Source organism: Arenibacterium sp. CAU 1754 (assembly GCF_054482635.1).
This window is the reverse complement of record NZ_JBTLRG010000004.1, coordinates 240,322-253,696: the sequence shown is the minus strand read 5'-3', so window position 1 is coordinate 253,696 and position 13,375 is coordinate 240,322. Positions and strand designations below refer to the sequence as shown.

The following is a 13,375-nucleotide window of genomic DNA, read 5'->3' as shown; positions in this document are numbered from 1 at the left end:
ATTATGGCTTGAGTCGCATCGACGATTCCGGTCACGTGCCATATGACGTGGGCACTGTCAAAGGCTTTAGCAAGTAGAGTTGCATCCATGACCGACCATCACCTGCCGGGCAATCCCCCGGTGCCGCTGACTTTGAGGCGTTCGGGGCGTGCGCGCCGCATTTCGCTGCGCATCTCGCATCTGGACGGGCGGGTGACATTGACCGTGCCAAACCGGGTTGCCGAGCGCGAGGCGCTTGAGTTCGCCCGCAGCAAGGAAAACTGGATCCGCGACCATCTTTCGGACCGGCCCGACGATGTCTTCGTGGGGTTTGGCGCGCTGGTGCCGGTCGAGGGACGCCCAAGGCGCATCGTACCGGCCTCGGGGCGGCGGGTGGTGATGTCCGATGATGAGATCGCCGTGCCCGAGGATCGCGTCGGCGTGCGCTTGCAGACCTGGCTGCGCGAACTTGCGCGTGATCGCCTTGCGCGCGCCGCAGACGGATACGCCGGCGAACTGGGGCGTCCCTATCATCGTCTTACCTTGCGCGATACGCGGTCGCGCTGGGGGTCATGCACGTCTGACGGCGGGCTGATGTTTTCCTGGCGTCTGATCATGGCCACGCCCGAGGTTCTGAACTATGTCGCCGCGCATGAGGTCGCCCACTTGGCCGAGATGAACCATTCGCCTGCCTTCTGGGCGGTGGTCGAGCGGCTTTACGGTCCGCATCACACGGCGCGCAAATGGCTGCGCGGCGAAGGGAGCGCGCTGCATCGCTATCGGTTCGAGAGTGCTGCGTCGAAATAGCATTTGACCCGCTGGCGATTTGTGATCACAAAAGTCCTATGATCAATCCACGTGTTTCAGATGTTGTCCCGGCGGCCCATGACCGGGTCTATCGTGCGCTGCGCACGCGTATCATGCATGGTGATATCGCCCCCGGTCAGGCGTTGACACTGCGGGGTATCGGCAAGGAATTCGATGTTTCGATGACCCCGGCGCGCGAGGCGGTGCGCCGTCTGGTGGCCGAAGGGGCCCTGTTCCTGTCCAGTTCGGGACGCGTTTCGACACCTGAACCCGGCCATGACCGGATCGAGGAACTTGCCGCCTTGCGCGCATTGCTGGAAGTCGAGCTGGCCAGCCGTGCATTGCCGCGGGCGCATATGGCGCTGATCGACCGGTTGCAGACGATCAACAACACGATCGGCGAGGTGATCATCAACCGCGATCCGGTGGGGTACATCCGCACGAACCTGGAGTTTCACCGAACCCTGTATCTGCGCGCCCAGGCCCCTGCGATGCTGGCCATGGCCGAAACCGTCTGGCTGCAACTGGGTCCGACGATGCGCATGCTGTACGGGCGTTTGCGGCGCACCGAACCGCCGCATTATCACAAACTGATCATCGCCGCGCTTAAGGCGGGGGATGAGCCGGGTTTGCGGCTGGCGGTTCGCTCGGACGTGACGCAGGGCCTTCGGATGCTGACCGCCTGAACCGGGTGCGCGGCGGTTTAGCGGGCGATCCAATCACAAGCTGATCCATTCGGTGGGCTGCTTGAACCTGAACATGTGGTATTTCAGGCGATTGCGCCCGCGCGGTATTGCGTTCTAGGATCGGCCCAGCGGTGCACCCCTCCAGACAGGAGGCCAAGCATCGAATTTGGGAGGATTTTACATGAACAATTTCACACGCCGTGGTGCATTGGGACTGGTGGGTGGCGCCGCAGCGCTGCCAATGCTGGGGTCGCCTGCACTGGCCAATACCAAGATGACCGTTGGCGCCCTGCGCTTTACCAGCCACGCGGCCAGCTTTGTCGCCTTTGAACGCGGGTATTTCGCGGACGAGGGGCTGGATGTCGAATTCAAGTTCTTTCAGGCGGCCCAGCCAATGGCGGTGGCCATTGCATCCGGCGATGCAGATTACGCGGTGACGGCCATTTCCGGCGGTCTGATCAGCCTTGCCGAAAAAGGGGCGGCCAAGGTGATCGGCGGCGCGCTGAGCGAAGAGCCGGGCATTGACGGGCAGTTGATCCTTGCCTCGAACGCGGCCTATGACGCCGGGCTGACCAGCCCCGCGCAGTTGGACGGAAAAAGCTTTGCGGTGACTCAGCCGGGGTCGTCCTTTCACTACATGGGGTCGAAAATCGCCGCGGCCGAGGGCGCGAAACTCAGCTTCAAGCCGCTGCAAAAGGTGGGTGCGATCATTGGCGCGATGAAATCGGGCCAGGTCGACGCTTGGTCGATTGTCCCCCACATCGCCAAGGCGCTGGCCGGCGGCGGGGCGGTCAAGGTCATCGGCAACGTCGCCGATTATCTGCCGAACTATCAGGTCACGACCGTCTTTACCTCGGCCGCCAACGCGGCGAATGAACGTGCCAGGACCGAGGCGTTCATGCGCGCCTTTTCCAAAGGGGCGGATGATTTCAACGCCGCGCTGGTCGACAAGACCGCTGGCGATGACGCCGCCGAGGATATGGTGAAACTGATCCACAAATACGTCTATACCGACCGTGAATACGCCAAGGCGCGCGGCTCGATCATCAATGGCGCAATGCGGATCAACAAGAACGGCGCGCTGAACATGGCGTCGGTCAGCGATCAGCTGAACTGGTTCAAATCCGAAGGTCTGGTCAAGGACAGCATCACCACCGATACGCTGGTCGATCCGTCCTATGCCGAAATGATGTAAGGAAAAGGGCGGCGGCGCACCGGGCGCCGCCCCCGCCAAGACATGGACCTGACCCTGGACTCCCTCACGCACCACTATGGCGGCATGCCGGTGTTGCAGGATGTTTCGCTGCGCATTCCGGCCGGTGAAATCCTGTGTATCGTGGGGCCGTCGGGCTGCGGGAAATCCACCCTGTTGCGGCTGATCGGCGGGCTTGAACGGCCCGATCAGGGGCAGGTCTTGCAACTGGGCACGCCGCCGGCTGAGTGCCTCAACCCGCTGACCTACGTGTTTCAGGATTTTGCCCTGTTGCCGTGGCGCAGTGTCGGGGGGAACATTTCGCTGGTGCTTGAGGATCATGGCATTCGCGGCGCCCGGGCCGATGCCATCATCGACGACGTTCTGGCGCGCACAAAACTGAGCGATTTTCGCGCCGCCTTGCCCCGGCAATTGTCGGGCGGGATGAAACAACGGGTGGCCATTGCGCGTGCCCTGGCGGTGAAACCGGCGGTGATGTTGCTGGACGAACCGCTTTCGGCACTGGATGCGCAGACGCGCGAATTGCTGATGGAGGATTTGCTGGCCCTCTGGACGCGCCAGCCCTTTACCGGGGTCTACGTGACACACAACCTGGCCGAGGCCGTGCGCCTTGGGCACCGCATCGCCGTTCTGTCGCGCCGCCCGGGCCGTGTGCGCGAAGTGATCGAAGTGGACACACCGCTGGCCGAACGGCGCAGTGGCGACCCGCATCTGGAGGACCTGCAGGCCCGGCTGTGGTCGCTGATGAAGGAAGAGGCCATGGCCGCCGATCAGGAATTGCTGAATGTCTGAACCCGGCGTCGCCACCACGCATCCGGTCGCCTTTCGCGGCGGCGGGTTTCGCCCGACGGCCAAGCGCGGGACAGGGGCGATTGTCTTTGTCCTTTTGCTGATCGTGATCGAATGGGGGACACGGGCCGGATGGATCGGCAACCTGACCCTGCCGCGCCCGTCGGATGTGGCGCTGACGCTGAAACAGCTTTGGCAGTCGGGCATGCTCTGGACCCATATGGCGCCGTCGCTGACGCGCCTTGTGGTTGGCAGCCTGCTGGGGATCAGCGCGGGCATCGGTGTCGGCGTGATGATCGGGTTGTTCAGCTATGTCCGGGCCGGGCTGGTGCCCGTGGTCGCGGCCATGTTCCCGATCCCGAAAATCGCGCTGCTCCCGCTGTTCGTGATCTGGTTCGGTATTGATGAGGGCAGCAAATATGCCCTGATCGCGCTGGGCACGTTCACCCCGACGGTGGTGTCGACCTATGGCGCGGTCGATAATGTGGACCGAACGCTGGTGCGGATGGGGCAGAGTTTCGGGCTGAGCTGGCTCAGCATCGTGCGCAAGATCGTTCTGCCCGGTGCGCTGCCGGGGATCCTGTCGGGCCTTCGCGTGTCGATCGCGATCGGGATCATCCTTTTGGTCGCCGCCGAAATGCTGGGCGCGGAATATGGAATTGGCGCTTATATCCTGCAGGCCGGCGCGCTCTATGATCTGGAGCGCCTGTTCGCCGGCGTCGTGATCCTGTCGGCGCTGGGTGTGCTGACCAGCTGGAGCATCGGATTGCTGGAAAAGCGGCTGTTGCGCTGGAGAAGTTGAGGCAACGCGGCGCAGGCCGGAATCCGAATAGGCACCCGGCCCGTTACGCCGCCAGACCCTTGGACCCCATCTTGAGGAACTTGTTGCGCCGGTCGGCGACCAGTGCCGGACCGTCCTTTTTCGCAAGCGCATTCAGCATCGTGCCGATGGCCTTGCCGACCGCGGCAATGGTGGCATCCTTGTCGCGATGCGCCCCGCCTTTGGGTTCGCTGATGATAGTGTCGATCACACCCAGGGCCAGCAAATCCTGCGGTGTCAGGCGCAGGGCTTCGGCGGCTTCGCGCATCTTCTCGGAATCCTTCCACAGGATCGAGGCGCAGCCCTCGGGGCTGATCACGGAATAGACGGAATGCTCCAGCATCGCCACGCGGTTGGCCGTGGCAAAGGCGACCGCGCCGCCTGATCCGCCTTCGCCGATGATGACGCTGACCAGGGGAACGGGGATTTGCAGGCAGGTTTCCGTGGCGCGGGCGATCGCCTCGGACTGGCCACGTTCCTCAGCCCCTTTGCCGGGGTAGGCGCCGGGCGTGTCGACAAGGGTGATCACCGGCAGGCCGAAACGGCCGGCCATCTGCATCAGGCGGATCGCCTTTCGGTAGCCTTCGGGACGGGCCATGCCGAAATTACGTTCGATGCGTGATTTCGTGTCGCTGCCCTTTTCATGGCCGATCACCATGACAGGCGTATCGTTGAACCGGGCCAGCCCGCCCATCACGGCGTGATCGTCGGCAAAGTTCCGGTCACCGGCCAGCGGAGTGTATTCGGTAAACAGGGTCTCGATGTAATCGCGGCAGTGCGGGCGTTCGGGGTGACGCGCGACCTGACATTTCCTCCAGGGGGTCAGATCCCGGTAAAGATCGCCGAGAAGCGCGGCCGCCTTGGCGTCAAGCGCGGCGGCCTCATCTGCCACATCCATTTCTTCGTTCGCGCGTCCGAGGGCGCGCAATTCTTCCGCCTTGCCTTCGATTTCGGCGAGCGGTTTTTCGAAATCCAGATACTGCGTCATCCGGTGCCCCGTTGATGTTTGTCTGACCGTATATGACCTTGCCGGGGAGGGTTTGCAACTCGCCAGCGGCTGCAATCGGGGTCAGTTCGGCCAGAGAACGGGATAGAGTGACCCGATCAGCAGCGCGGCCATAGTCCAGTTGAACGCCACCATCCGGCGCGGGTTGGTCAGGAGGCGGGCCATCTGCTGGCCAATCAAGGTCCATGACCCGACCGAGGGCAGGTTGATGGCGCCGAAAATCGCGCAGACCAGAACCACGGCGCCCATGCTGTGGTCGGGCGTATAGGCCGTGATGGCGGTGACCGCCATCGCCCAGGCCTTAGGGTTGACCCATTGAAACGCGGCGGCCTGAAGAAAGGTCATCGGTGTCCCTTCGCTGCGCCGTGCCCCCACGGGCGCGGAATGGGCGATTTTCCAGGCCAGATAGCCCAGGTAGAGGACGGACACGATTTTCAGAATCGTGTGGCTGACCGGATAGAGGTCGAACAATTGGCCCAACCCCAGCCCCATCAGCAGGATCATGAACACGAACCCCAGCGCCACGCCCATCATGTGCGGCAGCGTGCGCCGAAACCCGAAATTCGCCCCGGACGCCATCAGCATCAGGTTGTTCGGCCCCGGTGTGATGGACGAGACAAAGGCAAAAAGGATAAGGCCAAAAAGCAGTTCGCTGTTCATGCCCGCATAATTGCGCGGTTTGCGCGGAATGTAATTGCCTTTTCATGCGCGTTTGGGAGTTAATCGCAACTAATAGCGAAGAACAATCAAATAAACGACCGAATATTGCAGGAATTGCAACGGGACGGCCGGATCAGCAATGTGGACCTGGCCGAGCGTGTCGGGCTGTCCCCTTCGGCCTGTCTGCGCCGGGTGCAGGAGTTGGAACGCAGCGGTGTCATTTCCGGGTATCGCGCCGTTGTGCCCCCCGAGGCGCGCGGCATCGGGTTCGTGGCCTATATCGGCGTTGGACTGGGGGAGCATACAAAAGCCGCCCAGCAAGGGTTCGAACGGGCGGTGTCACGGGCGCCCGAGGTGACCGAATGCCACAACATCACCGGCACGATCGAATACCTGTTGCGCGTCGAATGCGCCGATCTGAAATCCTACAAGACGTTTCACACCGACGTTCTGGGCACGCTGCCCCATGTCACGTCGATCACGTCATATGTGGTGATGGGATCGCCCAAAGACCTGCGGGCGTAGCAGGGAAACCGGCCCCGGAATGGCTCCGGGGCCGTTTCAGGATCAGCCGGCGATCAGCTCGGCCTGTTTGACGATCACTTCGGCCTGTTTGATGCTGGCGATGTCCACCAGACGGCCCTTGTAGACGGTCGCGCCCGAGCCCGATTTCTTGGCCTCTTCCATTGCGGCGAGGATTTCGCGGGCTTCGTTCACCTTTTCCTCGGACGGGGTGAAGACCTCGTTCGCCAGGGCAATCTGCTTGGGGTGGATCGCCCATTTGCCCACCATACCCAGCGTGGCCGAGCGCAGCGCCTGTGCGCGGTACCCTTCATCATCGCTGAAATCACCGAACGGGCCGTCAACCGGAAGCAACCCGTGCGTGCGGCAGGCGGCCACGATGGCGGTTTGTGCCCAATGCCAGGGGTCGGACCAGTATTTCTGACCCTCGCGCAGCATGTAATAATCTTCTTGCGTGCCGCCGATGCCGGTGGTCTGCATACCCATCGACGCGGCGAAATCCGCAGCACCCAGGCTCATCGCCTCAAGACGGGGCGAGGCGGCAGCGATTTCTTCGACATGGGCGATCCCGGCCGCGCTTTCGATGATGACCTCAAGCTTGACAGGTTTGGTGCGGCCCTTGGCGCGTTCGACCGCGGTGATCAGCGCATCAACCGCATAGATATCGGCGGCACAGCCCACCTTGGGGATCATGATCATGTCCAGACGGTCGCCCGACTGTTCCAGCAGATCAACCACGTCACGGTACCAATAGGGCGTGTCCAGGCCGTTGATGCGCACGGCCAGCGTTTTGGTGTTCCAATCGACGTCGCCGATGGCCTGGATGATGTTTTTGCGTGCCTGTTCCTTGTCGTCGGGGGCCACCGCATCCTCAAGGTCGAGATTGATGACATCCGCCGCGCTGGCCGCCATTTTCTCGAACAGTTTGGTGTTCGATCCGGGGCCAAACAATTGGCATCGGTTGGGACGGGCCGGGGCGGCGGGCTGAATGCGGAAGCTCATGAGGCAGCACCTTTCGGGTAAGGAAATTGCGGATTCTTGCGCTCAGGAGGTATTAAATTGCGTGGCCCTGCGCAAGGTTTATTGTGCAGTTGCAGAAAGTGCGACCTGACTTGCGTCAATTTTGGCGTAGTAAGGGCGACTTGTGCAAAATTATTCTATGATAGAGCGGCCTGTTCGAAGAAAAGTGAGTAATCGATGCATTCTGCGCTGCAAAAAGCAAAACACTCGTTTTCAATCGGTTCTACCCTGTGAGGGAATCACAGGAGGCTGCGCCATGATCGAAACCCCGTATCTATTGTTCCTGGGCGATGCGCCCGATCAGCTTTCGGCCAAGGTGGCCCAGGGCATCAAGGACTGGCGCCCCGAAAACGCGGTGGGCCAGTTGCGTCTGGACGGATGCGGTGCGGATGTCGGGCTGACTGACATGACGCTGGAACAGGCGCGCGCGGCCGGGGCCAGGACGCTGGTCATTGGCGTGGCCAATCGGGGCGGGGTGATCAGCCCCACATGGAAGGCGGTCCTGATCCAGGCGCTGGAAATGGGGTATGATCTGGCCTCGGGCCTGCACAACCTGTTGCGGGACGAGGGCGATCTGGTCGCCGCGGCGCAAACGCACGGCGGCACATTGCACGATGTGCGGGTGCCGAGCGTCGGATACCCGATTGCCAACGGGGTCAAGCGTAGCGGCAAACGCGTGTTGGCCGTGGGCACCGATTGTTCGGTGGGCAAGATGTATACCGCGCTGGCGCTGGACGAGGCGATGCGCAAACGGGGTCTGAAAAGCACGTTTCGCGCCACCGGTCAGACTGGCATTCTGATCACCGGGCAGGGCGTGCCGCTGGATGCGGTGATCGCCGATTTCATGGCCGGATCAGTCGAATATCTGACCCCCGACAACGACGACGATCACTGGGACATCATCGAAGGGCAGGGCAGTCTGTTCCACGTGTCCTTCTCGGGTGTGACCATGGCGCTGATCCACGGCGGCCAGCCCGATGCGCTGATCCTGAGCCATGAGCCATCCCGACCGCACATGCGCGGGCTGCCGGATTACACCCTGCCGTCGCTTGAGGTGCTGCGCGACACCGCGCTGCCGCTGGCACGGGTGGCCAACCCGGCCTGCGAGGTCGTCGGAATATCGGTCAACACCCAGCACATGGGCGAGGATCAGGCGCTGAGCTATCTGGCCGAAACCGAGGCCCGGATGGGCCTGCCTGCGGTCGACCCGTTTCGGCAGGGGGCGGACCGGTTGGTGGATGCGCTGGCCGGGCTGTGATTTAACCCGGTCAGGCATTGAAAGAACCAAAGGGGAAAGCCGGTGCAGATCAAGGTAAGCCGTGACGTGTTCCGGCTGGCGCAAGTGTTCACCATCTCGCGCGGCTCAAGGACCGAGGCGCAGGTGCTGACCGCGCATGTGACCGACGGGGGCGCGACGGGCCGGGGCGAATGTGTGCCCTATGCGCGGTATGGTGAGACGCTGGAGTCGGTCACCGCCCAGATCGAAGGCTTGCCCGACAGTTTCACGCGCGCCGACCTGGCCGGTCTTTTGCCAGCGGGCGCGGCCCGCAACGCGGTGGACTGTGCCCTGTGGGATCTTGCGGCGAAACAGTCGGGCAAACGGGTCTGGGAACTGGCCGGTCTGACCCGGCCCGGCCCGGAAATCACCGCCTATACCCTATCGCTGGACACGGCCGACGCCATGCGCGCACAGGCGCAGAAAAACGCGCATCGCCCCTTGCTCAAGATCAAGCTGGGCACACCTGACGATATGCCCCGGCTTGAGGCGGTGCGCGCCGGGGCTCCGGATGCACGCATCATCGTGGACGCCAACGAGGGGTGGAGCGCCGCAGTTTACGCCGATCTGGCCCCGCATCTGGTGCGTCTGGGTGTGCAACTGGTCGAACAACCCCTGCCCGCGGGCGAGGATGACGCCCTGATCGGGATGGAACGTCCCGTGCCCGTCTGCGCCGACGAAAGCTGCCATGACCGCGCCAGCCTTGCGGCATTGAAGGGCAAGTATGATGTGGTGAATATCAAGCTCGACAAAACCGGCGGCCTGACCGAGGCGCTGGCGCTGCGCGATGCGGCCCTTGCGCAGGGGTACAAGGTGATGGTCGGCTGCATGGTCGGATCGTCGCTTGCCATGGCGCCTGCGACGCTGGTTGCGCAGGGTGCGGCCGTTGTAGACCTTGACGGGCCGCTCTTGTTGGCCGAAGACCGCAACAACGCCCTGATTTTTGACGACGCCGGAGTGCACCCGCCGAGTGCCGCACTCTGGGGATAGGAGATACAAGATGCGCACCGTTTACGTGAATGGAGAATACTTGCCCGAAGATGAGGCCAAAATCTCGATCTTTGATCGCGGCTTCCTGATGGCGGACGGCGTGTATGAGGTGACATCGGTCCTGGATGGCAAGCTGATTGATTTCGACGGCCACGCCGCACGGCTGGAACGGTCGCTGGCGGAATTGGACATGGCTTGCCCCGTCACCATGGGCGAATTGCTGGCCATTCACCGCGAACTGGTTGCGCGCAACAACATCGTTGAGGGCATGGTATATCTGCAGGTGACGCGCGGCGCGCCCGGGGATCGTGATTTTGCCTTCCCCGATCCGGACGAAACCCCATCGACCATCGTTCTGTTCACCCAGAACAAGCCGGGTCTGGCCGACAACCCGGTTGCGAAAAAGGGCATCAAGGTCATCAGCATCGACGATATCCGCTGGGGCCGGCGCGACATCAAGACCGTTCAACTGCTGTATCCCAGCATGGGCAAGATGATGGCGAAAAAGGCCGGGGCCGACGATGCGTGGATGGTCGAGGACGGGTTCGTGACCGAAGGCACATCCAACAACGCCTATATCGTCAAGGGCAACAAGATTATCACCCGCGCGCTGAGCAACGACATCCTGCACGGCATCACCCGCGCCGCCGTTCTGCGGTTTGCCCGCGAGGCGCAGATGGAGGTCGAAGAGCGCAACTTTACCATTGATGAGGCGCGCGCGGCGGACGAGGCATTTGTCACCTCGGCCAGCACCTTCGTGATGCCGGTTGTCGAAATCGACGGTGCAAAGATTGGCGAAGGTGTTCCGGGACGCGTTGCGCCCCGGTTGCGCGAAATCTATCTCGAAGAAAGCCTGAAGGCCGCAATTTGACGTGATTTTCACGCGCGCCTCTGCTAGGCGTTGCGGATGATGCAGAGTTGGCAATTCTGGGCGTTGCTGTCGGCCGTTTTTGCGGCTTTGACCGCCATTTTTGCCAAGGTCGGCGTGTCGGATATCAATTCCAATTTCGCGACGTTCCTGCGCACCATTGTCGTGATCGTCGTATTGGCTGCCCTGCTCTGGGGCACCGGCGGTTTTGAGCCGGTGTCGCAGATGCCGCCCAAATCCTTGGTGTTCCTCGTGCTGTCCGGTCTCGCGACCGGGGCCTCCTGGTTGTGCTATTTCCGGGCGTTGCAGATCGGCAAGGCCTCGCAGGTTGCCCCGATCGACAAGCTCAGCGTGGTTTTCGTCGCCATCATCGCCGTCCTGTTCCTTGGTGAAAGGCTGAGTGCTGGCGGCTGGAGCGGCGTGGCGCTCATTTCAGCAGGGGCTTTGGTTCTGGCGCTGTCGTGATGCGTTTGCCGCTTGTTTCGGGCAGACATTTCTACACAGCCCCTTATAGTTGCCCGAAGTCCTGACCCGCGCCGAGGAGCATTCCATGTCGACACTGTTTTCCATCCTGTGGATCATTCTTGTTGCGGCCCTTGTTCTGGCCGCACTGTTGTATCTGTGGACGGGGTCCATGGCCCGGCAGGCGGAAAAGGCAATTCCCCAAACCGGTCCGAAACAGCCGGTCAATGGCGGGTCCATCCATTACGTCGAGATGGGTCCGGAAAATGCCCCTCCCGTCGTGTTGATCCACGGGCTGTCCGGTCAGCTCCAGCATATGACCTATGCGATCTCCGATTTGCTGGCGCAGGATTTCCGCGTGATTGCGATTGATCGGCCCGGCTGCGGGTATTCGGATCGTGACTCCGACGATCTGGCCGCGCTGGACGAACAGGCGCGCATGATCTGGGAATTTCTGGATGCAAAGGGCATCGAACGCCCGGTTCTGGCGGGCCATTCGCTGGGTGGGGCGCTGTCGCTGGCAATGGCACTGCACGACCCCGACAAGGCGGGCGCCCTGGCGTTGCTGGCCCCGGCGACCCAGCACGAGGATGAGGTCGCCCCCATCTTTCAGGGGCTGGCAATCGAATCCCCGGTCATGCGGCGGATGGTGGCCAATACGATTGCCATTCCCATGGGCAAATTCATGGCCGACAAGGTCATCAAGGCCGCCTTTTACCCCGAGCCGCCGGTGAGCGATTTCCTGATCCGCGCCGCCGCAGTTCTGGGCATGCGGCCCAAGGCCTTTGTCGGGGCCTCGGCCGATCTGGTGATGTTGGAGGACGGGTTGCCGCAGCAGTCGGCGCAATATCCGCAGCTGAAGGTGCCGGGCGGAATTCTTTACGGGGACAAGGATGCGCTGCTGTCATGCGAGGTGCATGGCAAGCCGATGCAGGCGTTCGGCTTGCAGTACGAAGAACTGGCCGGGCGCGGTCACATGATCCCGATGACAGCGCCCGCCGAATGCGCCGATTTCATCCGCAGGATGGCGGCCCTGCGCACGTAATTTCAGTCCTTGCTGCCGACATTTTCCTCGAACGCGACCTTGAAGGCGGCCTGCTTTTCCGGGCTGGCCTCGGTCTGATAGTTGGCTTTCCATTCATCCATGGTCATGCCGTAATAGATTTCGCGCGCCTCGTCCTTGGACATTTCGATGCCGCGTTCGTTGGCGGCCTCCTGATACCAGCGGCTCAGGCAGTTGCGGCAAAACCCGGTCAGATTCATCATGTCGATGTTCTGCACGTCCGTTCGGTCCTGCATCAGGTGTTGGCGCAGACGACGGAAGGCAGCGGCTTCGATTTCGATCTTGGTCTGTTTGTCCATGGCGGGCTCCTGATGTCTGTTTGATACTGATCTAAGGCCCCGCCGCCGACCTGTCACCCCCGCTGACCTGTCGGAGCTTACAAATCGGTCTGTTCCATCGCGGCGATCAGAATAGGGGCCAGCCGTTCGGCCCAGTGTTTCTGGCCCTTGTGATCCGCGATCAGATCATTGCGCAATTCGATCAGCACATTGGGGCGCCCTGATGCGATGGCATGCTTGTCGATGGCATCGCCGGGCAGATGGCCCGAATAAGGTTCATTGTCCCCCACGACCAGATCGTCCTCGGCCTCGAGCAGGGAAATCAGAGGTCTGGCAAGCCGGTCATCCCCGGCATAGAGCACGCCGACATCCCATGGTCGCGGCTCGCGTCCGCGCAGCTGGCGGGTGAAACTGTGCACCGAAACGATGATGGCATGGGGCAGCGCCGCCAAGCGCGCCAGTTGTTCGTGATAGGGTCGGTAACACAGGTTCAGACGGCGTTCGATCTCGGCCGCGTCCGCATTGCGGTTGGCGGCAATGATCGACCCGTCATAAAGTTTCATTAACAGGGTCGGATCGTCCTCACCGCGGTTGGGATCAATCACCAGGCGTGAGAAATTGGAGGCGATGACAGGCGCGTTCAGCAGCGTTCCAAGATGCTGGGATACCCCATAGGCGCCCACGTCATAAGCGATGTGACGCTCCATATCCTCGCGCGAGAGGCCCAGGTCGCCGCCGCCAACGGAGGGGGGGACAGTGTTGGACGCGTGGTCGCAGGTTACCAGCCAGGGGCCGGGCCGGGTTTCGCCGTGAATGAAAAATGGGGTATATGTCATTTGCCTGTCACCTGTTTGCTGACAGCTTTAGGCCAGTTGCCCGCGAATGGGAAATGCGCCATAACCACGCTGTGAATGTTTGCGGTAACATTTCTGAAAA

Annotated in this window: 16 protein-coding genes; 11 read left to right on the top strand and 5 right to left on the bottom strand. The window is 62.0% G+C overall.

What is annotated here, in order from left to right; translation table 11 throughout:
* Positions 1-87 precede the first annotated feature (87 nt).
* From ACXYMO_RS15865 to ACXYMO_RS15845, 5 genes are all read left to right on the top strand, one after another.
* Complete coding sequence (locus ACXYMO_RS15865; protein WP_458879705.1) at positions 88-786, top strand: M48 family metallopeptidase; 699 nt, start codon at positions 88-90, stop codon at positions 784-786.
* Between the two features lie 38 nt (positions 787-824).
* Positions 825-1,472: a GntR family transcriptional regulator gene (locus tag ACXYMO_RS15860; protein WP_458879704.1), complete on the top strand. Its 648-nt coding sequence runs from the start codon at positions 825-827 to the stop codon at positions 1,470-1,472.
* A 181-nt stretch (positions 1,473-1,653) separates the two neighbouring features.
* On the top strand, positions 1,654-2,667 hold the full coding sequence (locus ACXYMO_RS15855; RefSeq protein ID WP_458879703.1) for an ABC transporter substrate-binding protein: 1,014 nt from the start codon (positions 1,654-1,656) through the stop codon (positions 2,665-2,667).
* A 42-nt stretch (positions 2,668-2,709) separates the two neighbouring features.
* On the top strand, positions 2,710-3,477 hold the full coding sequence (locus ACXYMO_RS15850) for an ABC transporter ATP-binding protein (RefSeq protein ID WP_458879702.1): 768 nt from the start codon (positions 2,710-2,712) through the stop codon (positions 3,475-3,477).
* Positions 3,470-4,276 carry an ABC transporter permease gene (locus ACXYMO_RS15845; protein ID WP_458879701.1) on the top strand — a complete coding sequence of 269 codons (807 nt, stop codon included), beginning with the start codon at positions 3,470-3,472 and terminating at the stop codon, positions 4,274-4,276. Before ACXYMO_RS15850 ends, ACXYMO_RS15845 begins: the two co-directional genes overlap by 8 nt.
* A 43-nt stretch (positions 4,277-4,319) precedes the next feature.
* Here ACXYMO_RS15845 and ACXYMO_RS15840 read toward each other — a convergent pair whose 3' ends face one another.
* Entirely contained in the window at positions 4,320-5,282 is a 963-nt protein-coding gene (locus ACXYMO_RS15840) for an acetyl-CoA carboxylase carboxyltransferase subunit alpha (RefSeq protein WP_458879700.1), read from the bottom strand.
* 81 nt (positions 5,283-5,363) lie between these two features.
* The gene (locus ACXYMO_RS15835; protein ID WP_458879699.1) at positions 5,364-5,960 is read right to left on the bottom strand and encodes a LysE family translocator; all 597 of its coding nucleotides are present in this window, start codon (positions 5,958-5,960) and stop codon (positions 5,364-5,366) included.
* Between the two features lie 72 nt (positions 5,961-6,032).
* Here ACXYMO_RS15835 and ACXYMO_RS15830 point away from each other — a divergent pair, with 72 nt between their 5' ends.
* Positions 6,033-6,485, top strand: coding sequence for an Lrp/AsnC family transcriptional regulator (locus ACXYMO_RS15830; RefSeq protein ID WP_458879841.1), 453 nt, complete (start codon positions 6,033-6,035; stop codon positions 6,483-6,485).
* 42 nt (positions 6,486-6,527) lie between these two features.
* Here ACXYMO_RS15830 and ACXYMO_RS15825 read toward each other — a convergent pair whose 3' ends face one another.
* A complete protein-coding gene (locus tag ACXYMO_RS15825) occupies positions 6,528-7,484 on the bottom strand; it encodes an L-malyl-CoA/beta-methylmalyl-CoA lyase (RefSeq protein WP_458879698.1) in 957 nt (318 codons plus the stop codon).
* A 274-nt stretch (positions 7,485-7,758) separates the two neighbouring features.
* On the opposite strand from ACXYMO_RS15825, the gene dgcN reads away from it, so the two are divergent.
* The 5 genes from dgcN to ACXYMO_RS15800 all read left to right on the top strand — a co-directional run bounded on the left by dgcN (position 7,759) and on the right by ACXYMO_RS15800 (position 12,143).
* Entirely contained in the window at positions 7,759-8,760 is a 1,002-nt protein-coding gene (gene dgcN / locus ACXYMO_RS15820) for an N-acetyltransferase DgcN (protein WP_458879697.1), read from the top strand.
* Between the two features lie 42 nt (positions 8,761-8,802).
* Entirely contained in the window at positions 8,803-9,768 is a 966-nt protein-coding gene (gene dgcA, locus ACXYMO_RS15815) for an N-acetyl-D-Glu racemase DgcA (protein WP_458879696.1), read from the top strand.
* A 10-nt stretch (positions 9,769-9,778) separates the two neighbouring features.
* On the top strand, positions 9,779-10,639 hold the full coding sequence (locus tag ACXYMO_RS15810) for a D-amino-acid transaminase (RefSeq protein ID WP_458879695.1): 861 nt from the start codon (positions 9,779-9,781) through the stop codon (positions 10,637-10,639).
* 36 nt (positions 10,640-10,675) lie between these two features.
* Positions 10,676-11,101 (top strand): EamA family transporter, encoded by a 426-nt coding sequence (locus ACXYMO_RS15805; protein ID WP_458879694.1) that lies wholly within the window; start codon positions 10,676-10,678, stop codon positions 11,099-11,101.
* Between the two features lie 85 nt (positions 11,102-11,186).
* Complete coding sequence (locus ACXYMO_RS15800) at positions 11,187-12,143, top strand: alpha/beta fold hydrolase (protein ID WP_458879693.1); 957 nt, start codon at positions 11,187-11,189, stop codon at positions 12,141-12,143.
* Positions 12,144-12,145: 2 nt separating this feature from the next.
* Here the strand turns inward: ACXYMO_RS15800 and ACXYMO_RS15795 are convergent, their stop codons facing one another.
* Together ACXYMO_RS15795 and ACXYMO_RS15790 are read right to left on the bottom strand one after the other, a co-directional pair.
* Complete coding sequence (locus ACXYMO_RS15795; RefSeq protein WP_458879692.1) at positions 12,146-12,460, bottom strand: DUF1244 domain-containing protein; 315 nt, start codon at positions 12,458-12,460, stop codon at positions 12,146-12,148.
* 77 nt (positions 12,461-12,537) lie between these two features.
* Positions 12,538-13,275 (bottom strand): N-formylglutamate amidohydrolase, encoded by a 738-nt coding sequence (locus ACXYMO_RS15790; RefSeq protein ID WP_458879691.1) that lies wholly within the window; start codon positions 13,273-13,275, stop codon positions 12,538-12,540.
* Positions 13,276-13,375: the final 100 nt, after the last annotated feature.

Bases quoted from the DNA above. Each gene is read 5' to 3' on its own strand.
- ACXYMO_RS15850 (WP_458879702.1), top strand. From the start codon at position 2,710: ATGGACCTGACCCTGGACTCCCTCACGCACCACTATGGCGGCATGCCG.
- ACXYMO_RS15795 (WP_458879692.1), bottom strand. From the start codon at position 12,460: ATGGACAAACAGACCAAGATCGAAATCGAAGCCGCTGCCTTCCGTCGT.
- ACXYMO_RS15790 (WP_458879691.1), bottom strand. From the start codon at position 13,275: ATGACATATACCCCATTTTTCATTCACGGCGAAACCCGGCCCGGCCCC.
- ACXYMO_RS15855 (WP_458879703.1), top strand. From the start codon at position 1,654: ATGAACAATTTCACACGCCGTGGTGCATTGGGACTGGTGGGTGGCGCC.
- ACXYMO_RS15810 (WP_458879695.1), top strand. From the start codon at position 9,779: ATGCGCACCGTTTACGTGAATGGAGAATACTTGCCCGAAGATGAGGCC.
- dgcN (WP_458879697.1), top strand. From the start codon at position 7,759: ATGATCGAAACCCCGTATCTATTGTTCCTGGGCGATGCGCCCGATCAG.
- ACXYMO_RS15800 (WP_458879693.1), top strand. From the start codon at position 11,187: ATGTCGACACTGTTTTCCATCCTGTGGATCATTCTTGTTGCGGCCCTT.
- ACXYMO_RS15825 (WP_458879698.1), bottom strand. From the start codon at position 7,484: ATGAGCTTCCGCATTCAGCCCGCCGCCCCGGCCCGTCCCAACCGATGC.
- ACXYMO_RS15835 (WP_458879699.1), bottom strand. From the start codon at position 5,960: ATGAACAGCGAACTGCTTTTTGGCCTTATCCTTTTTGCCTTTGTCTCG.
- ACXYMO_RS15840 (WP_458879700.1), bottom strand. From the start codon at position 5,282: ATGACGCAGTATCTGGATTTCGAAAAACCGCTCGCCGAAATCGAAGGC.
- ACXYMO_RS15845 (WP_458879701.1), top strand. From the start codon at position 3,470: ATGTCTGAACCCGGCGTCGCCACCACGCATCCGGTCGCCTTTCGCGGC.
- ACXYMO_RS15805 (WP_458879694.1), top strand. From the start codon at position 10,676: ATGATGCAGAGTTGGCAATTCTGGGCGTTGCTGTCGGCCGTTTTTGCG.
- ACXYMO_RS15865 (WP_458879705.1), top strand. From the start codon at position 88: ATGACCGACCATCACCTGCCGGGCAATCCCCCGGTGCCGCTGACTTTG.
- ACXYMO_RS15860 (WP_458879704.1), top strand. From the start codon at position 825: ATGATCAATCCACGTGTTTCAGATGTTGTCCCGGCGGCCCATGACCGG.